The following is a 19088-nucleotide window of genomic DNA, read 5'->3' as shown; positions in this document are numbered from 1 at the left end:
TGGTTACTTTCGGTGAATCAGGTGAGGGCCGTGTTCTGGGCCGTGTTCTGGGCCGTGTTCTGGGCCGTGTTGTAGACCGCCTCGGCCTCCGGGCCGAAGTAGGGGCCGAACATCCAGTAGGACGCGAAGTTGTACTTGAAGCTGTTCACCGAGTTGAGCAGGCCGCCGCCGGTGCTCTCGCTGAAGTTGACGAACCACGGGCCGCCGCTGGCGCCGCCGGTCATGCCGCAGCTCAGCCCCTGGTCCTGCGAGCTGAGGAAGTCGTCGAACGTCCGTCCGCTGCAGTAGACCAGCTTCGACCCGTCGTACGGCGCGCCCGCGGGGTAGCCGAAGGCGTACGTCTGGCGCCCGCGCGGCTGGTTGAACGCGACGCCCTGGCCGCCGACGACGTCGGTGAGGCTCCTGCCGCCCTGTGGCGCGACGACCGCGGCGGCGACGTCGTAGTTCATGTTCTCGCCGGAGTTCCACTGGGACGTCGTGAGCAGGGTGGTCGCCGGCCAGGTGCCGTTCGGCCGGTTGCCCTGGTCGTAGCCCGGGACGAAGACCCAGTTGGCGTGGAAGGCGCCGTTCAGTTTCACGCAGTGCCCTGCGGTGATGACCACGCTCTTGTTGGCGCTGGTGACGGCCGTGCCCGAGCAGGAGGCGTTCCGCCCGGCGTCCGATCCGGCCGCGACCGTGAAGAACACCCTGCCCGTCGTCTTCGCCACCGTCCCGCCCGCCGCCCAGGACGAGCCGGAGGTCCGCGACGAGACGTGGGCTGCGGTCGTGGCGGCGGTCAGGGTGGGGGCGACGGTCGCGGGCCGCGCCGCGGGCGCGTCGGCCGGGGCGGCGTCGGCCGGGGAGGCGCCGGCTGCGGCGAAGTGCCGGTCGCCGGTGCCGGGGGCGTCCAGCGGCTCCGCGGCCTCCATTCGCGCGACGGTCCAGAACTTCTTGACAGAACGCTGCTCCTTCGTCGTGTCGGCCGCCTCGTGAACGGCGGGCCGGGGACCGGCGGCCGACTGCGTGACGGTTCCTGTCACGGTTCCTGTCGTGGTCGCTGCGGCGCCGTGCGCGGCGGGGAGCATCGCCCCCGCCGCCGCGAGGGCGGGAACCGCGAGAACGGCGAGACGTCGTGCCCTGGGGTGCATGCCTACCTCCGTGTCGGGATGCCTGAGACATGTCGAATCTCCTGACGCGGGAAAGTAGCGACGCCTTCACCCCGATTTCCCACAATTCGCCTATACGGTTATGGGCAGTTTCGGGCATTTATGTGCTGATTTCTCCTCAGTACCGGCCGTTGCGCGTACGGCCCGTGCCGTTGCGGGCGCGCGAGCCGTCTCGGAGACAATGAGGGAATGAGCTCCCAATCGCTGCCGCAGGCCCGGTCCGTCGTCGTGCTGGGTTCGACCGGCTCCATCGGCACCCAGGCTCTCGACGTCGTCGCCAACGCCCCCGGACGGTTCCGCGTGACCGCGCTCGCCGCGGGCGGCGGCCGGGTCGACCTGCTGGCGAGGCAGGCGGCCGACTTCGGGGCCGAGGCGGTGGCGGTCGCCGACCCGGCGGCCGTACCGGCGCTGCGCGAGGCCCTAGCGGCGGCGGGCGCGCGGCCGAGGGTGCTGGCGGGCCCGGAGGGGGTGGCGGAGGTCGCGGCGTCGCCCTGCGACATCGTGCTCAACGGCATCACCGGGGCCCTGGGGCTGACCTCCACGCTCGCGGCGCTGGAGGCGGGCCGGGTGCTCGCGCTGGCCAACAAGGAGTCGCTGATCGTGGGCGGCCCGCTGGTCAAGCGCCTGGCCGGGCCGGGGCAGATGATCCCGGTGGACTCCGAGCACTCCGCGCTCGCCCAGTGCCTGTGGGCGGCCGGGCCCGGCGGGGCCGACCCGGCGGCCGTACGGCGGCTGGTGGTGACGGCGAGCGGCGGCCCGTTCCGGGGCAGGAAGCGGGCCGAGCTGACGGACGTGACGCCGGAGATGGCGCTGAACCACCCGACCTGGAGCATGGGCCCGGTCATCACGGTGAACTCGGCGACGCTCGTGAACAAGGGCCTGGAGGTGATCGAGGCCCATCTGCTGTTCGACATCGGGTTCGACCGGATCGAGGTGGTGGTCCACCCGCAGTCGATCATCCACTCGATGGTGGAGTTCGCCGACGGCTCGACGGTCGCGCAGGCGAGCCCGCCCGACATGCGGCTGCCGATCTCGCTCGCGCTGGCCTATCCCGAGCGGGTGCCCGGCGCGGCCCGGCCGGTCGACTGGGCCACCGCCCACACCTGGACCTTCGAGCCGCTCGACGACGAGGCGTTCCCGTCGGTCGCGCTGGCCCGTCACGTGGGCGCCCTGGGCGGCACGGCGCCCGCGGTCTACAACGCGGCGAACGAGGTGTGCGTGGAGGCGTTCCTGAAGGGCGCCCTGCCGTTCCTCGGCATCGTGGACACGGTGGAACGCGTGGTGGCCGCCCACACCCCCGGCCCGGCGGCGTCCGTGGAGGAGGTCCTCGCGGCGGACGCGTGGGCGAGGGCGCGGGCGGCCGAGCTGACGAGCTGAGTCCCGCGGCGCGGCCCGGGTCAGGCGGGCCGCGCCGCGGGCCGGCGGGGTCAGGCCGCCGAGCAGGTCAGCGTCGGGGTGCTGCCGCTCGACCCGTTGGCCAGGAAGCCGAACGTGGTCGAGGCGCCGGCGCCCAGGCTGCCGTTGTAGCTCACGTTCTTCACGCTGACGTCGCTGCCGGATTGGCTGAGCGTGCCGTTCCAGACCTGCGTGATCGTGACGCCGCTCGGCTGGGTCCATCTGGCGGTCCAGCCGCCGATGGACGAGGAGCCGGCCTTCACCGTCACCTCACCCTGGAATCCGCCGCCCCACGAGCTGACGACCTTGTAGGTGGCCGAGCAGCCGCCGGGGCCGGCGGTCGGGCTCGCCGAGGGGCTGACCGTCGGGCTGGGCGAGGTGTTGGGGGAGGTGCCGGGGGACGGGGAGACGGGCGGGTTGGGGCTCGGGCTGGTGCTCGGGCCCGTGCCGACGCCGGTCACCTCGCCGTTGCCGCCGTCGAAGACGACGTCGGAGCAGCTGTAGAACGTCTCGTTGCTGTCCGAGCGCTGCCACACGGTGTAGATGATGTGGCGGCCGCTCTTACCCGACGGCAGGTGGGCGTTCCAGTAGTAGTGGCCGTCCTCGGTGCCCACCGAGCCGACGCTCGGCGGGTCGGTGACGCTGTCGAACGGCGTCGACTCCAGGTCGCTCCAGGCCAGCGGGCGGGTCGGGCTCCAGGAGTCCTTGGTGATGTACGACCGGAACGTGCCGGGGTGCGCGGCCCACTTGTTGTACTTGAACTGGATGGTCGCCCCGGACGTCAGGTGGGTGACCGGCCAGTCGTCGCGGGCGAGGTCGAAACCGCTGAAGTCGTAGACGACCGCGCCGCCGCTGCACAGCTGCCCGTCCGGGATGAAGCCGGACATCCGGCCCGCGCCGTCCGAGCGCAGCACGGCGAACCAGTTGTACAGCGCGTTGGTCCCGCCCTTGGCGACCGCGGCCGCGCAGGCGGGGTTCTTCGGCTGGATGGCTCCGCTCGAGGTCGTACCGTCCTTCCAGCACAGGTAGGTACGGCTGCCGGGAACCATCGGGGCGCCGTGCGCGGACGCCGGGGAGGCGAGCACGACGGCGGAGACGAGGGCGGACAGCGCGGCGACGATCAGCCCGATCGTCGCTTTCGACAGTTTTCTTCGTGGTCTACCCACGGGCTACCCTTTCGCGTGGTCATGGCTGCCGCACTCGTGGTGCAGCACGGCACCGCCGACGGCGCGAGCACGTCGGCCCGGGGGGACAGCCGTTGACTTACCGACCAGGTGGTGCGTAGAGCGCTCTCGCGATTCGGACTCTAGGTCGGCCACCGCCGCCTGCCCACCCGGGCGAGGGCCGCCGCGCCCGTCCTCGCAGGTGGCGGCTCTCCCTTCGGCCACAGGTCATGAAACCTTCATTCCTCGTGAAAAGGTTTCGGGCCGTCCGGCCTCTCGGCACTCCTTAGACTGGGAGGGCCCCTCCATCGGGTGTCGCCTATTACACAAGGTGCAGAAATGTCTGTTGATCTCGGGATTCCCGCCGTACGGACCCAGCCGATCGCCAAGCGGCGGGTGTCACGTCAGATCATGGTCGGCTCGGTCCCCGTCGGCGGGGACGCGCCGGTCTCGGTGCAGTCCATGACCACCACCCTGACCGCCGACATCAACGCCACCCTGCAGCAGATCGCCGAGCTCACCGCGGCGGGCTGCCAGATCGTCCGGGTAGCGGTCCCCTCGCAGGACGACGCCGACGCGCTGCCCGCCATCGCGAAGAAGTCCAAGATCCCGGTCATCGCCGACATCCATTTCCAGCCCAAATACGTCTTCGCGGCGATCGACGCGGGGTGTGCGGCCGTACGGGTGAACCCCGGAAACATCAAGAAGTTCGACGACAAGGTCGGCGAGATCGCCCGCGCCGCCTCCGACGCCGGCGTGCCGATCAGGATCGGTGTGAACGCCGGCTCGCTCGACCCGCGCCTGCTGCAGAAGTACGGCAAGGCCACCCCGGAGGCCCTGGTCGAGTCGGCGCTGTGGGAGTGCTCCCTGTTCGAGGAGCACGGCTTCCGCGACATCAAGATCTCGGTCAAGCACAACGACCCGGTCGTCATGATCCAGGCGTACCGGCTGCTCGCCCAGCGCTGCGACTACCCGCTGCACCTCGGTGTGACCGAGGCGGGACCGGCGTTCCAGGGCACGATCAAGTCCGCGGTGGCGTTCGGCGCGCTGCTGGCCGAGGGGATCGGCGACACCATCCGGGTGTCGCTGTCGGCGCCTCCGGTCGAGGAGGTCAAGGTCGGCACGCAGATCCTGGAGTCGCTGGGCCTGCGCGAGCGTGGCCTGGAGATCGTCTCCTGCCCGTCCTGCGGCCGTGCCCAGGTGGATGTGTACACCCTCGCCGAGCAGGTGCAGGCCGGGCTGGCCGGGCTCAAGGTGCCGCTGCGCGTGGCCGTCATGGGCTGTGTGGTCAACGGCCCCGGCGAGGCCAGGGAGGCCGACCTCGGCGTCGCCTCCGGCAACGGCAAGGGCCAGATCTTCGTGAAGGGCGAGGTCATCAAGACCGTCGCCGAGTCGCAGATCGTCGAGACGCTCATCGAGGAGGCCCTGCGCCTCGCCGAGGAGATGGGCGTCGACGTGGACCTCGACGAGGACCTCGACCAGGACGGCGCCGGTCCGGAAGTCGTCGTCCGCTGACCCGGGCCTTACATTAAGCAATGCTCTGACTACACAATGGCAATGATCGGGTAGTACGGACCGTACCCGGCCGATCACATCGCGAAGCTGTCCTCTGCTGTTCGGAAGCAGAGGAGCAATGCCGGTGAAGCGGGTCGTTGGTGTGGTCGCGGGCATGGTGACGCTGGTCGCCGGGCTGGTCGGACCGGAAGGGGCGGCCGCCGGGCCGGACCGGGCGGGGCACTGGGGACCGCCGCAGCGTCCGCTCGAATGGAAGCAGTGCCCGCCGGAGACCGAGTCGGCCTCCGGCGGCCTGCTCGGCCTCGGCTCGGCCCGGCGGAGCAGGCAGACCCGGCCGGCCCGCCGGGGGGACCGGCGGGAGCCGGTGCAGGAGTGCGCGGAGCTGCGTGTCCCGCTCGACTACCGCGAGCCGTACGGCCAGCAGATCACGCTGGCGCTCAACCGGATCAAGGGCACCGCCTCGCGTGACGGCAACCACCTCGGCTCGCTGCTGGTGAACCCCGGCGGGCCCGGCGGCGAGGGGCTCAGCCTGGCCAGGTACGTCGCGGCGCGGCTGCCCGCGGACGTCGCGGCGCGGTTCGACATCGTCGGGTTCGCGCCGCGCGGGGTGGCCCCGAGCCAGCCCGCCATGTCGTGCGTGGACCCGGCCCGCTTCTACGCGCCGCCGCGGCCGGACAACGTGCCGAAGAACGACGCCGAGGAGCAGGTGCTGGCCGGCCGGGCCAGGCAGTACGCCGAGGGCTGCGGCAACCGCTGGGCCTGGTTCCTGCCCTACCTCACCACGGAGAACACCGCGCGGGACATGGACGCGGTGCGCGCGGCGCTCGGCGAGGAGAAGATCAGCTACCTCGGCTACTCGTACGGCACCTACCTGGGGGCGGTCTACGCCACCCTTTTCCCGGAGCGGGTGCGCCGGCTCGTGCTGGACAGCGTGGTGGACCCCGACGGCGTCTGGTACGAGGCCAACATCGCCCAGGACCACAGCTTCGACCGGCGGCACCGCGACTTCCTCGCCTGGGTGGCCGAGCACGACGACGTCTACAAGCTGGGCAAGACGCAGGCGACGGTGTCCTTCGCGTGGTACGCCATGCGCTCCCGCCTGCGCGACAGGCCCGCGGGCGGGGTCGTGGGCCCGAGCGAACTGGACGACGTGTTCTCCAACGGCGCCTACAGCGACCGGCTCTGGCCCTACCTGGGCGCCGCGTTCTCGTCCTACGTCCGCGACGGCGACCCCTCCGTCCTGGTGAAACTGTTCCACCTGGAGGCCGAGATCGACGCCAAGGAGGAGAACTCCTACGCGGTCTACCTGGGCGTGGAGTGCCGGGACGCCGCCTGGCCCCGGTCCTGGGACCGCTGGCGGGCCGACACGCGCAAGGCGCACACCGAGGCGCCGTTCATGGCCTGGCCCAACGCCGTCTACAACGCGCCGTGCGCCTTCTGGCCGGAGAAGGGCGGCACGCCGGTCAAGGTGGGCACGTCGCACCTGCCACCCGTCCTGCTGATCCAGGCGGAGCGCGACGCCGCCACGCCGTACGAGGGGGCGCTGCGCATGCGCCGCCTGTTCCCGACCGCGCGCCTGCTCACCTCGGGCGGCGGCAACCACGGCGTGTCGCTCGCCGGGAACGCCTGCGTGGACCGGCAACTGGCGGCCTACCTGCGCGACGCGGCGCTGTCGCCGCAGCGCAGGGGCAAGCGGGGCGCCGACGCCACCTGCCCGGGCGAGCCGGAGCCGCGGGCCACGCTGATGAAGGTCGCGGCGGGTGCGCCGGGAACGGCGTCCCACGTCTCCGCCGTACGGCGGTGAGCCCGGCCGGGCCGATACCTCCCAAACGCGAACCGTTCGCGTAGGCTGGGCCCGTGATGCTGCGAACATCGGCGTCGCGCGTGCTCGACGACAGCGATCGTGACGAGGTGCTGGCGCTCCTCGACACCGATCCGGTCGCCAATGTGTTCGTAGCGGCCCGGGTCAGGGCCGTGGGCCTCAGCCCTTCACGGCTCGGCGGTCAGATGTGGGGCTACGGCCCGCGCGGGGGGCTGGTGTCCCTGTGCTACGCGGGCGCCAACCTGGTGCCCGTGAACGCCACCCGCGAGGCCATACACGCCTTCGCCGACCGGGCGCGCAAGCAGGGCCGTCGCTGCTCGTCCATCGTCGGCCCCGCCGGCGCCGTGGAGCAGCTCTGGGAGCGGCTGGAGCCGCACTGGGGCGGTGCCCGGGCGATCCGGTGGGCCCAGCCGGTCATGGCCACGAGTTCCGCGCCCGCCGTCGAGCCGGACCTGCTCGTACGGAGGGTCCGTCCCGAGGAGTTCGGCATCCTGCTGCCCGCCTGCGTGGCGATGTTCACCGAAGAGGTCGGCGTCTCGCCGGACAACGGCGACGGCGGAGCGCTCTACCGGTCCAGGGTCGCCGAGCTCATCCGCATCGGGCGGTCGTACGCGCGGATCGACGACGGCCAGGTGGTCTTCAAGGCCGAGATCGGCGCGGTGACGCCGCAGGCGTGCCAGATCCAGGGTGTGTGGGTCCATCCCGACCTGCGCGGACGCGGCCACGCCGTAGCCGGCATGGCCGCCGTGGTCGAGCAGGCGCTGAAGTATTTCTCCCCGGTCGTCACCCTCTACGTGAACGACTTCAACCTCCCGGCCAGGGCCGTCTACCGCAAGGTGGGCTTCCAGGAGGTCGACACCTTCATGTCCGTGTTGTTCTGATCGCGCGTTCCGACTGTGCTGTTCTGACTGTGCTGTTCTGACTGTGCTGTTCCGACTCTGCTGTTCTAAGCGCTGCAGTCGGCCGGCGTCGGCCGGACCAGCCGGGTCAGCAGGTGGTCCAGCTCGGCCGCCGGGTCGCCGGTCAGCCCGGCGTGCACCGGCCCGGTCTGCACGACCGTGCTGCGCGGCGCGGTGAGCCAGCGGAACCGGGCGCCCAGCGGCTCCCCGCACAGGGGCCCCGCCTCCTCGCCGCACGCCCGCTCGTAGGCGGCCAGGGCCAGCCGTACGCCGGGCACGTCCACCGGCGCGCCCAGCGCCAGCAGCCGGCCCTCGTCCAGCTCGACCCGCGCGCACAGGTAGCCGCGCGGCTGGCAGTAGAGGATGACCCCCGCGTTGACCAGTTCGCCCCGCTCCACGCTGGGCACCACGCGGATCACCGCGTACTCGTAGACGTCCAGGTCGCTCATCGGCCGCCCTCTCGCGCCGCACGCCAGAAGCCGCCGATCGTCGCGCTCCGCTCGCCGCGGCGCGGTGCGGAAGCGGTGGCGGCGTTGATGGCCGGGTCGGGCAGCCAGTCGCGGGGCCCGGCGACCCGGGCGAGCAGGTGCTCGGTGTAGGCCCGCCGTACGGCCTGCGCGTCCGCGAAGCCCGGCTCGCCCTCCAGCCACTCGTCCGGCACCAGCGCGGTCACCTCGTCGAGCAGCGGGCGGGTGACGAGCACGGCCAGGTCCGCGTCGGCCTGCTCAAGCTTCGTCGCGAACGGCGCGAGCACATGGTCGCGGCCGTCGAACCGGCGGCGCGGGTCGGCCGTCGGCCAGTTGTGGTGGAACCACAGGGCCGCGCCGTGGTCGATCAGCCACACCCCGCCGTGCCAGACGAGCAGGTTCGGGTTGCGCCAGCTTCGGTCCACGTTGTGGACGAACGCGTCGAACCACAGCACCCGGGAGGCGAACTCGGCGTCGGGCTCCCAGGCGAGCGGGTCGAAGCCGAGCGCTCCGGGCAGGAAGTCGATCGCGAGGTTGTGCCCGGCGCTCGCCGTGAGCAGGTCCTGGATCTCCTCGTCGGGCTCGCGGGCGCCGAGCTGCGGGTCGAGGTCGATGACCTTGAGCTCCGGAGTGGCGAAGCCGAGCCGCCTGGCGAGTTCGGCGCAGACGATCTCGGCGACGAGCACCCGCCGGCCCTGCCCGGCACCGCGGAACTTCACGACGTACGTGCCGAGGTCGTCGGCTTCGACGACTCCGGGCAGCGACCCGCCCTCGCGCAGGGGCGCGACGTAGCGGGTCGCCGTGATCTGTTCGAGCACGAGAGGAAGGTTACCGGCAGGGCCGGCGGGCGCTCCCCTCCACGCGTCCGCCGGCCGTTCGGCCGGCCCAGTTCGGCCGGCTCAGTGCGGCTGGCTCAGTTCGGCCGGCTCAGTTGGCTTTGCTCGGCAGCCACCACATCCGGCCCTCGGCGACGTCGTGGTAGACGTCGAGCAGATCCATGCCGGTGGTCTTGCTGCGTGACTCGGCGGCGGCCCACGCGTAAACACCGCGCGCGATCGCGCCGCGCTCCTGCTGGACCCGCATCGCGTAGACGAGAGCCCTGATTTCGTGCACCCTCCGGTCCTCCGGCTCGGCCTGCGCGGCGAGCTCGGCGAGCTGGCAGGCCAGGCGCAGGTCGCCGTCGGCCGCCGCGGCGACGGCCCGGCCCGCGACCGACGCCGCGCCCGCCGACAACTCGGCGACCGCGCGGGCGAACACGGCGTCTGGCGCGGGCTTGAGGTTGGCGGGGTTGCCGTCGTGCCAGCCGCCGTGCAGCCGCCAGATGTTGCGCACGATGAACTCGGGCTCGTCGTGGCGCTCGCGCAGGTAGGGCCGCCCCGCGAGCGCGGGCGGCGGCTTGACCGAGTGCAGGATGTCGTCCAGCCGGGCGCCCGCGTTCATCAGGTCGAGCGTCTGCTCCACCAGGCTGTCGAGATAGTCGGCCGTGTCGGTGAGCGCCCGGCGCACCCGGGCCGACCCGCGGATCGGCAGCCCACGCCCGGGGAGCAGCAGGTCGGCGTCGAGTGCGGCCATGGCCCGCAGCGCCACCGCCCAGTCGTCCGGATAACGCTGGATCCGCTGAGGGGCGCCCGCCCCCGGGACCGTCCAGGCGAACAGGTCGCCGGTCAGCAGCACGCCCCGCTCGGGCAGGAACGCCCAGGTGGCGTCGTCGGTGTCGCCGCAGGCGTGGGTGAGCTGGAAGGTGACGTCTCCCAGCGACAGGGACAGCCGGTCGCGGTAGGTCAGGTCGGGGAGCCGCTGCGGGGGCGGCCAGACCATCCGGGGGAAGCCCTGCTCGCGCAGGTCGACGACCGCGTTGTAGCCGGCCGTCCTGCCCTGCTGGGCGAGCCTGCGGGCCAGCCCCTCCTGCGCCACGACGAGCGGGCGGGGGCCCGGCTCGGCGTCGAACTCCTCCATCCCGGCCAGCCGGTCGGATCGGCTGCGGGAGAAGATCGCGTATTTGAGCGGCTCGGCCGACCACTTCCTGATCGCGCGGTACGACTGCGAAGCCTCGCGGGCGTCGCCCGTGTCGAAGAGACCCAGCCCGTCCTCGCCACGGACCACGTACACGTTGCCGCACGCCGGCCACATCGCCACGCCGTAGGCGATCTCCTGCATTCCGTCGCGGCGCAACTCCGCGTAGGGCACGTCCTCGGGGCGCACCGAACCACGCCAGACCTCATCGGCGTACGAAAGGATCGGTGATTCCATGTCAAGAGCCTGATCCTCCGGGCGGGCGGTGCACAGTAGGGAGATCCCTAATGTCCGTGCCGACCGATGCCATTCACGGTGACCGTTTGCCGACCCGTGCGACCCCGGTGACCCTGGGACCCGTGTGACCCCGGTGACCGTGCGACCCGTGCCGGGGTCGATCTTGGTGCCGGTGCCGGTGGTCCGGCTTGGGAGCCGAGCCATCGACACCGGTGTCCCGAGGGCCGGTGCCAAAGACATGTGGCGTTCACTACGGCGGCACGTAGAGGTCGGCGTCGAAGGACGATGCCCCGGCTTCGCCTTCCGCCTCACCGCTGGTCGTGCCGTCACGTCCGCCGCTGTGGGGCGGAGGAGGGCTTGGTGGAGCCATGATCGTGTCCGGTGCTCTGGGGAGGTCGGCGGGCAGGTGTCCGGGCGGGGCGTCGGGCCAGTTGCGGGGCCGGGGTCGGGGGACAGGCTCGATGATCTTTGGGAGCCGGCTCGGGTAGGAGTGTCCGAGCGGGCTGGTCCAGACGATCAGGTGGGGTCCCGCGGAGGTGACCCGCCAGCCGCCGAGGTGCCTGGCGCGGTGGTCGTGGCGGCAGGCCAGGTGCAGGTTGTCGGCAGTGGTGGCGCCGTCGTCGGCCCAGGCATGGATGTGGTCCTGGTCCGTCCGGGTGGCGGGCATGCGGCAGCCCGGCCAGGAGCAGACCCGGCCCCGAATCTGGACGTATCGGCGTAAGGCCGCACCAGCATGCCGTCGACCGGCCGATTCGGCCGACTCCGCCGCCTCAGGTGAACGAGTGCCGGGGCGGCAGGGGTCTGGCTGCCCGGTCTCGGCGAGCTGGGCATGGCGGGCCAGGTCGGTGATCAGCGGGGCCCAGACGCCGATGGTGCTGGGTGCGGCGGCCAGTTCGCGAAGTTGGGAGAGGGTGACCTGAAGCTCGACGATGCCGCCGCGTCGCGCATCGCGTGCGGGGCGTTGCGCGGGCGGGCAAGGGCGTCGCCCGGTGATGCCGGTCAGCAGCAAATGCCCATTGTCGGCACAGACGACATAGCGCCATTGCCCGGCGAGCATGGATGCGACAATCTGGCGGGCCTGAGCGGCGTGGACCATGCCCCAGCCGGGCAAGTGGGCCGGGTGCTCATCGAGACCGAGGAGGGTAGTCAGCTCCACTCGTATCTCCGGCACCGACCACGCCCGTGCCGACCATGCCTGCGCCGATGACTGCGCCGCGAGGGGCTGCCGATCGGCATGTCCAAGCCGCTGCCGCAGTCCCTGTCCGTGATCGTGTCCCCGGTCGTGTCGGGGTTCCTGCCTGGGCTCGTGTCCGGGTTGCTGTGGGTGGTCTTGCCCGGTCCCTCCGCATGCCTCGTCGGGTGCCGCCCCGCCCGCTTCGCCGTGGAGTCCAGCGCCGGTCGGGCCGCCGGCCTCACTGGGAGGCCCAGGGCGTGTCTGGCGGCGGGTTTCAGGGCGCCTCGCGCTGAGGGGCTCGTCAGGGATCTCGCCGTCGGTCGCGTCATCGGCCTTGTCGTCGGCCGCGTGATCGGGCTCTTCATCGGCCAAGTGATCGGGCTCGTCATCGCGCCCGTCGGCCGCGTTGTCGACGGGCGCGGTGGTCGGCTCGGTGGTCGGCTCGGTGGTCGGCTCGGTGGCCTGGTCTCCGGGGCGGATGTCAGAGGAGTCGTCTGGGGAGTCGTCTGGGGAGTCGGCTGGGGCGTCGGAGGGGGCGGCGTCCACGAAAGGGTGGGTGCGGACATGAGTGATGATCTCGGCGTCGGACAGACCCTCGAAGCTGCCGTCCAGGCTGCCGAGGAAAAGGTCGGCACGGATGTGGTCGACGGGACGGTGGTCTCCGGCGCGCTTGCAGGCGCGGGCCAGCTCGTCGATGCGCTCGCAGCCGGCCACCGCCCGATCCAGCGGCAGATCCAGACCCGAAACCGTCGCGGTGCCGTCGTCGTTGCGCATGCCGACCACGCGGCGCTTGCGCACCGCCTCCCTGTAGCGCTTCTCCGCCCAGCCGGGGTCGATGGCCAGCACCAGACGCTGAATGTGCTCGATCAGCTCTCCCACCGTCCAGGCCGGAGCCCGGCTGATCAGGTGCTCGCAGACCCAGCAGGCCTGGGCGTCGGTCAAACCGCTCGTCCAGCGGATGAACGCGGCCGCCCGTGGCTCGTCGAGCTCTCCCGCCAGCATGGCCTCGCCGAGAACAGGAAGGCGGCGGTGCAGGTTCCACGCCAGATCGAACGCGGAATCGGCCCGGCGGCGGGACCACACCAGCGCCGCCCGTGCCTCATCGGGGGCGAACTCGTCGGGGACTTCCAAGCGGACCACGCTGTCGCCGGAGAACTGCTCGCGCAGCCCGACCTCCAGCAGTGCCTGCAGGAACCGCGCCCGGTCGTGGCAGGCCTGACGGTAGGCGGCCTTGAGCACCTCGACGGTGTCGAACCCCGACACCTGCTCCACATCGATGTCGGCCAGCATCTGAGCGAGTTCGGCCCCAGGTGGCATCACCGCCAGCCCTTCGGGAATCGCCGCCGGCGCTCCGCCCCCACAATGAGGGGACGGCCCCGCGAGAGCGGACGGCGACTGCGGAGCGGACACGGTGGTGACCCCCGGGAGCGGAGACGAAGGCGACTGATCGGTTCCCGACCGCCCGGATCGGGACTTCCTTCACGCAGACTCGGCTCAACACAGGGCGTACGGCCACCGACGGCCCACCCACTAGGCTCACCTGTAACGGCTGCCCCAACCCTACCTCGAACACCCTATCGATCCAAGCCCTTCACCTGCGACAACGTGGAGTCACAACCCGTCGTCACAGCTCGCCGCGTTCGACGGCCAGGGCGAGTTCGACCCGTGAGCGCAGGCCGGTCTTGGCGTAGACGCGGGTGAGATAGACCTCCACGGTCTTGCGGCTGTAGTGCAGCTCCTCGGCGATCTGAGGGTTGCTGAGCCCGTCGGCGACCAGTTCGATGACACGGCGCTCGCCAGGGGTGAGGCGGCCCGCCGGTTCGGGGACCAGACCGGCCTCCCGCAGGCGGCGTTCCGACAGCGCCGCCCAGGGCGCGGCGCCGAGCCGGGTGAAGATCGCGTGCGCGCGGGGGAGCTGCGTCGTGTCGCCGAGCGCGCCGAGCACCAGCCGGGCCCGGGCCTCCTCGAACGGCAGGCCGTCGGCACGGGCGCGCTCCAGCGCCGCGCTCGTCCGCACGCGGTCCCGGAACGCCCAGCCCACCGCCAGGTCGGCGGCGAGCCGGGCCCGGGGGGTGCCGTTCGCCGACCGCTCGTCCAGCCGGGAGGCCGCCGCCCGGCAGCCCGCGTCGTCGCCCGCCGCTCCCGTCACCAGCACCTTGACCGCCAGGGCCCGGTGCACCACCTCGGGCACTCCGTACGCGAGGGCGCCGTCGAGTTCGTGCCGCGCGGCGGCGAGGTCGCCCCGGCCGAGCGCCAAGCGCGCGCGGAACACGCATCGCATGCCGTGCTGCAGCGCGGAACCGGGCGGCGGTTCGGCGAGGACCCGGGCGGCCTCGTCCAGCCTGCCCTGGTCGAGCAGGATGTCCAGCTCCATGTTGCGCAGCAGGGCGAGGTTCTCCAGCAGGCCCGCCTCGGCCAGTGCCCGGCCCGCGACCGCGATCTCCTCCAGCGCCCGCGCCCATTCGCCGCCCATCCGCCGGATCACGGCCATGGTCCGTACGTGCTGTCCGGCGATGTCGTGCCAGCCGAGGCCGCGGTGGATCTGCTCGGCCTGGTCGAGCACCTCGACGGCGCGGGAGCGCAGCCCGGCGATCGCCAGCACGTGCGCGGCCGACTCCAGCGACGCGAGCCGGGCGCCCGGCGGCAGCGCGGCGGCGAAGGTGAGCAGGTCGTCGACCGCCCGTCGTGTCTCGGCCCAGTCGCCCTGTACGAGCGCGTGGATGGCCAGATATCCGACCGTGATCGCGCGATCCTGCGGCGGGCAGTCGGCCAGGCCCTCCCAGGCTCGCCGGGCGGCCTCCCTGCTGGGGTGGCCCATCTCCGCGCTGACCAGCGCCTGCTGGGCGAGCAGCGCCGAGGCGTCGTCGGCCTTCGGGATCTGGCGGCGGGCCACGTCGAGGGCGATCTCATACCACCCCATCGCGTGAGCCGCGCCGACCGCGGTGTACGCGGCGCGGGTGCGGCGGCGCCCGGCGGGCAGCACGGCGAGCGCGCGCTGGGCCGAGTTCAGCGCCAGCGCGGGCCGCGAGCCCTTCCAGTAGGCGAGAGCCTGCCTGGCCAGCAGTTCGCCGGGCTCGGGGGACAGCTCGGCGGCCTTGCCGTACCAGTGCGCGGCCGACAGCGGCGCGGTCCAGCGGGTCAGCTCGGCGGCGCGCAGCACCGCGGGCAGGGCCTCGGCGGGCGGCCCGGCCTCGGCCATGTGGGTGGCCCACTCCAGGACCCGCCTTGTCCCGGTCAGCCCCTCGCGTTCGAGCATGTCGGCGATGCGGCGGTGCACCTCCCGGCGGCCGGAGGCGCCGAGGTCGTCGTAGAGCGCCTCGGCCACCAGCGGGTGCGCCAGCGCGTAGCCGTCGCCGTTCCTGGTCACCACGCCGTCCCGGACCAGCGCGTCGAAGGCGCGCTCGGCCTGATCCGGGTCGAGCCCGGCCAGTTCGGCGAGCGCGGTGAGATCGGCGGCCTCCCGGGTGCGTGACAGCGCGGCCAGCACGCGGGCGAGGTCGCGTCCGCCCCGGCCGCGCTGGAACAGCCGGCTCAGGATCGCGCCCCGCCGCGCCCCGGGGTCCGTCGAACGCACGGCGCCGCCCTGCACCAGGGCCAGCACGGCCTCCTGCGCGAACCACGGGTTGCCCCGGCTCGCGACGTGGATACGCCGCAGGACGGTGTCGCTCGGCGTACGGCCGAGCAGCGTGGTGACCAGGTCCGCGACCTCGGTCATGGTCAGCGGCTGGAGCCGGACCGACAGGTCCACCTCGAGCGGGGGAGGGTGGCGGGCGGTGCCGAGGATCGCGACGGCGTCGTGGCGGCGCGGCAGGGCCCGCAGCACGCTCAGCGTGTCGGCGTCGGCCAGGTGCAGGTCGTCGATGGCGAGGAGGGTGGGGCCGGGCAGCGACTCCAGCAGCCGGGCGGCCATCGCGCCGGGCGCCGCGGCCGGGTGTCCGAGCGCGGCCTGGTCGATCGCCTCGAGCAGGTCGGTCAGGACGTCGGCCGCCTCGCCGCGCAGCGCGCCGAGCGCCTCGACGAGTGGGGCGTAGGCGCGCCCGCCGTCCAGTTCGCGGGCCTGGCCGCGCAGCACGCGGAAGCCCTTCAGCCGGGTCGCGGCCTCGCCGAGCAGATGGGTCTTCCCGATGCCGGGCTCACCGACGACGAGGACGGTCCGCGGCGTTTTCGACAGGGCCGAGACCACCTGGCCGAGCGCGCCCGCGCGGCCCTCCCCGACGGCCGGTACGTCCACGGCTGGCCGTCACTCCCTTCGCATCCGTCCCGCTGGTGTCTCTAGGACGCGGCGGAAAGGTTGAACGTTCACACGAAATGTGACGCGCTCGGAGAGTGATCGCAAGGGGATCGGTACATCAAGATTCGAACACGGCGACGGCGGCGGCGGTCAGCGTCTCCTCGACCGTCTCGGCGGGCACGTCCATGGTCTTCACCACGCCGGACTGCACCGCGCCGAGGGCGGCCCAGGCGCGTACGCGCGTGCCGGGGGAGGGGTCGGGCCCGGCCAGGCGGGTGAACAGCTCCCGGCCGAACTCCCTGATCGCCTCGCCCGGAGATCCGGGAGGGGCGCTGTCGGCGCCGTCGATGTCCTCGGTGAGCAGCCGGATCACCGCGCGGTGCCGTACGGCGAACGCGGTGAACGCGCGCAGGAACTCCCGGTGGCCGGAGAACTCGGCGCCGAGCAGCGCGAGCAGGTCGTCGGCGGCCGGAGCGATGATCTCGGCCGCCAGCCGGTCCTTGGGATGGAAGTGGTAGGCGACCGCCGTCTTGGTCAGGCCGACCGCCGCCGCGATGTCGGCGAGCGACACGGCGGCGTATCCCCGCTCGGCGAACAGGTCGCGAGCCGCGGCCAGGATCCGGGACCGGGTCGCGTTGCCCTGGTCGAGTGTGGTCATCGTCTCATTTTCCGGCGCGCCGCTCGCCCGCCGATGGATTCCTTTTACCCTCGTTTTGTACGGCCGTACAGGACGGTCGTCAGGACATGCTACCCGGGACGGACGGCGATGAGCGGGCTTCTGGGGCGGCTCGGCGGATGGTGCGCACGCCACGGCTGGATCGTGCTGACGCTGTGGGTGCTCGCGGCGGGCCTGCTGACCGCGGGCACGCTGGTGTGGGGCCGGCCGGTGAACAACAACGTGTCGATCCCCGGCACCGACGCGCAGCGGGCGCACGAGCTCATGCGCGAGGGCTTCGGGCCGGGATACGACCCCGGCGGGACGGTTCAGCTCGTTCTTTACACCGCGAACGGTACGTTGATCGACAAGCCTCGTAAACAGGCCGTCGAGGAGGCGATGGACGTCCTGCGGCGCACGCCGCACGTCGTCGAGGTGGAGACGCCGTACCGCATGGGCGGCATGTCGTCCAGCCTGCGGATCGGGATGATCACCGTACGGCTGAAGGGGCAGGACACCACCAAGCTCGCCCAGACCTCCGAGCAGCTCGTCGCCGCCGCCGCGCCGGCGGTGCGGGCGGGCATCGAGGTCGTCCCCTCCGACAGCTCCACGCCCGCCGACAAGCAGATCAAGACCGGTGCCAGCGAGGTCGCCGGCGTCGTCTTCGCGCTGCTGGTGCTGCTGTTCGCCTTCGGGACGCTGGTCGCCGCGCTCGTGCCGATCTTCACCGCGCTGATCAGCATCGGCGTGGGGCTCGGCCTCATCGCGCTGCTCGGGCACGTGGTGGACGTGCCCTCGACCGCGTCGATCCTGGCCACGATGATCGGCCTCGGCGTCGGCATCGACTACGCGTTGTTCCTGCTGTCGCGGCACCGGACGCTGCTGGCCGAGGGCGTGCCGGTCCACGAGGCGGTCCGGCGCACGGCGGCCTCGTCGGGCGGGGCCGTGCTCTTCGCCGGCGGCACGGTCGTGATCGCGCTGAGTGCGCTGATGTTCGCCGGGTTCCCGCTGCTGAGCACGCTCGGCTGGATCACCGGCGTCTCGGTCGTGTGCGCCGTGCTCACCTCGATCACGCTGGTGCCGGCGCTGCTCGGCCTCCTCGGGCACCGGATCAACGCGCTGCGGCTGCCGCTGGCCGGGCGCACCGCCCGCCGCGACGGCCCGGCCACGGGCTGGGCCAAGCTGGGCGCCTGGGTGGCGCGCCGCCCCTGGCGGGTGCTCGCCGTCACCGTGGTCGTGCTGGCGGCGCTCGCCGCCCCGGCCGCCACGATCACGCTCGGTCCGCTCGACAACGGGTACGGCGACAAGGGCACCCCGGCCCGGCGGTCGTACGAACTGATCGAGGCGGGCTTCGGCCCGGGGGCCAACGGCGGGCTCGTCGTCGTGGCCGAGCTGGACCAGAAGATCGCCGACTCGACGCCGCCCGACCCGGTCGTGCAGGTGCTGCGGCAGCGGGTCGAGCACACCGAGGGTGTCGCGTTCGTCCCCCCGCCGAAGGTCAACGAGGACGGCCGCTCGGTGCTCATCCAGGCCGTCCCCGACTACGCGCCGAGCGACCCGCGCGCCCTCGACGTGGTGAAGCGGGTGCGGGCCATCGAGGTGCCGGGGGCGCACGTCCACGTCGGCGGCGAGGTGGCCGGGCTGGCGGACGCGGGCGACCGCATCATGGGCAGGACGCCGCTGGTCGTCGGCATCGTCGTGCTGCTCAGTGCCCTGCTCCTGCTGCTGGCCTTCCGCGCGCCCCTGGTCGCGATCAAGGCGGCGGTGATGAACCTCGTCTCGCTCGGCGCCGCCTTCGGCGCCCTTGCCGTGGTGTTCTCCCACGGCCTGGGCAGCCGCCTGGTCGGCATGGACCCCCCGCCCTCGGCCGACGGGTCCTACCTCGCCACGTTGTTCTTCTCGGTGCCCATCGACACGTACGTGCCGCTCATACTGTTCGCCGTGCTGTTCGGCCTGTCGATGGACTACGAGGTCTTCCTGCTGACCTCCGTACGGCAGGCCTACTCGCGCAGCGGGGACAACCGGAGCGCGGTGGCCGAGGGGCTGGGGTCCACCGGCCGCGTCATCACCTCGGCCGCCCTGATCATGGTGGCGGTGTTCACCGCGTTCATCGCCTACCCCGACCCCCTGGTCAAGGTGTTCGGCGTCGGGCTGGCCGTGGCCATCGCCGTCGACGCGACCCTGATCAGGGGTTTCCTCGTGCCCGCCACGATGGTGCTGCTCGACCGGCTCAACTGGTGGATCCCGCGCTGGCTCGACCGGATCCTGCCGAACCTGTCGATCGAGGGCCACGAGGAGGACGGCGAGCCCGCGGAGGCGGAGCCCGACCTGGTCGGCGCGGGCCGGCACGCCCGCGCCTGACACGGTCACTC

At 72.5% G+C, this 19088-nt stretch carries 13 protein-coding genes; 5 read left to right on the top strand and 8 right to left on the bottom strand.

The genetic code is table 11. The features are described 5' to 3' along the window. Nucleotides 1-17: 17 nt before the first annotated feature. Complete coding sequence (locus tag ABZ857_RS07895; RefSeq protein ID WP_357039262.1) at nt 18-1127, bottom strand: peptidase; 1110 nt, start codon at nt 1125-1127, stop codon at nt 18-20. A gap of 207 nt (nt 1128-1334) precedes the next feature. On the opposite strand from ABZ857_RS07895, the gene dxr reads away from it, so the two are divergent. Then, nucleotides 1335-2522, top strand: coding sequence for a 1-deoxy-D-xylulose-5-phosphate reductoisomerase (gene dxr / locus ABZ857_RS07890; protein WP_357039259.1), 1188 nt, complete (start codon nt 1335-1337; stop codon nt 2520-2522). 50 nt (nt 2523-2572) lie between these two features. On the opposite strand, the gene ABZ857_RS07885 is transcribed toward dxr, so the two are convergent. Then, entirely contained in the window at nt 2573-3706 is a 1134-nt protein-coding gene (locus ABZ857_RS07885; protein ID WP_357039256.1) for a lytic polysaccharide monooxygenase, read from the bottom strand. 336 nt (nt 3707-4042) lie between these two features. Between ABZ857_RS07885 and ispG the strand changes: the two genes are divergently transcribed. The 3 genes from ispG (at nt 4043) to ABZ857_RS07870 (ending at nt 7921) form a co-directional block, all read left to right on the top strand. Then, on the top strand, nt 4043-5218 hold the full coding sequence (gene ispG, locus ABZ857_RS07880) for a flavodoxin-dependent (E)-4-hydroxy-3-methylbut-2-enyl-diphosphate synthase (RefSeq protein WP_357039253.1): 1176 nt from the start codon (nt 4043-4045) through the stop codon (nt 5216-5218). Nucleotides 5219-5342: 124 nt separating this feature from the next. Beyond that, entirely contained in the window at nt 5343-7022 is a 1680-nt protein-coding gene (locus ABZ857_RS07875; protein ID WP_357039250.1) for an alpha/beta hydrolase, read from the top strand. Nucleotides 7023-7078: 56 nt separating this feature from the next. Then, entirely contained in the window at nt 7079-7921 is an 843-nt protein-coding gene (locus tag ABZ857_RS07870; RefSeq protein WP_357039383.1) for a GNAT family N-acetyltransferase, read from the top strand. A 65-nt stretch (nt 7922-7986) separates the two neighbouring features. Here ABZ857_RS07870 and ABZ857_RS07865 read toward each other — a convergent pair whose 3' ends face one another. The 6 genes from ABZ857_RS07865 to ABZ857_RS07840 form a co-directional block, all read right to left on the bottom strand. Then, entirely contained in the window at nt 7987-8388 is a 402-nt protein-coding gene (locus tag ABZ857_RS07865; protein WP_357039247.1) for a DUF3037 domain-containing protein, read from the bottom strand. After that, complete coding sequence (locus ABZ857_RS07860) at nt 8385-9224, bottom strand: HipA family kinase (protein WP_357039244.1); 840 nt, start codon at nt 9222-9224, stop codon at nt 8385-8387. Before ABZ857_RS07860 ends, ABZ857_RS07865 begins: the two co-directional genes overlap by 4 nt. A gap of 109 nt (nt 9225-9333) precedes the next feature. Continuing rightward, nucleotides 9334-10656, bottom strand: coding sequence for an alkyl sulfatase dimerization domain-containing protein (locus ABZ857_RS07855; RefSeq protein ID WP_357039241.1), 1323 nt, complete (start codon nt 10654-10656; stop codon nt 9334-9336). A gap of 250 nt (nt 10657-10906) precedes the next feature. Beyond that, nucleotides 10907-13120 (bottom strand): DUF222 domain-containing protein, encoded by a 2214-nt coding sequence (locus tag ABZ857_RS07850; protein ID WP_357039238.1) that lies wholly within the window; start codon nt 13118-13120, stop codon nt 10907-10909. A gap of 334 nt (nt 13121-13454) precedes the next feature. Next, nucleotides 13455-16061, bottom strand: a complete 2607-nt coding sequence (locus ABZ857_RS07845) for an AAA family ATPase (protein ID WP_357039235.1) — start codon at nt 16059-16061, stop codon at nt 13455-13457. A 118-nt stretch (nt 16062-16179) separates the two neighbouring features. Next, nucleotides 16180-16719: a TetR family transcriptional regulator gene (locus tag ABZ857_RS07840; RefSeq protein ID WP_357039232.1), complete on the bottom strand. Its 540-nt coding sequence runs from the start codon at nt 16717-16719 to the stop codon at nt 16180-16182. A gap of 108 nt (nt 16720-16827) precedes the next feature. On the opposite strand from ABZ857_RS07840, the gene ABZ857_RS07835 reads away from it, so the two are divergent. Next, a complete protein-coding gene (locus ABZ857_RS07835; protein WP_357039229.1) occupies nt 16828-19077 on the top strand; it encodes an MMPL family transporter in 2250 nt (749 codons plus the stop codon). Nucleotides 19078-19088 lie beyond the last annotated feature (11 nt).

It is taken from the genome of Microbispora sp. NPDC046933 (genome assembly GCF_040644635.1).
In the GTDB taxonomy this organism is placed as follows: domain Bacteria; phylum Actinomycetota; class Actinomycetes; order Streptosporangiales; family Streptosporangiaceae; genus Microbispora.
This window is presented reverse-complemented; position numbering and strand designations above follow the sequence as displayed.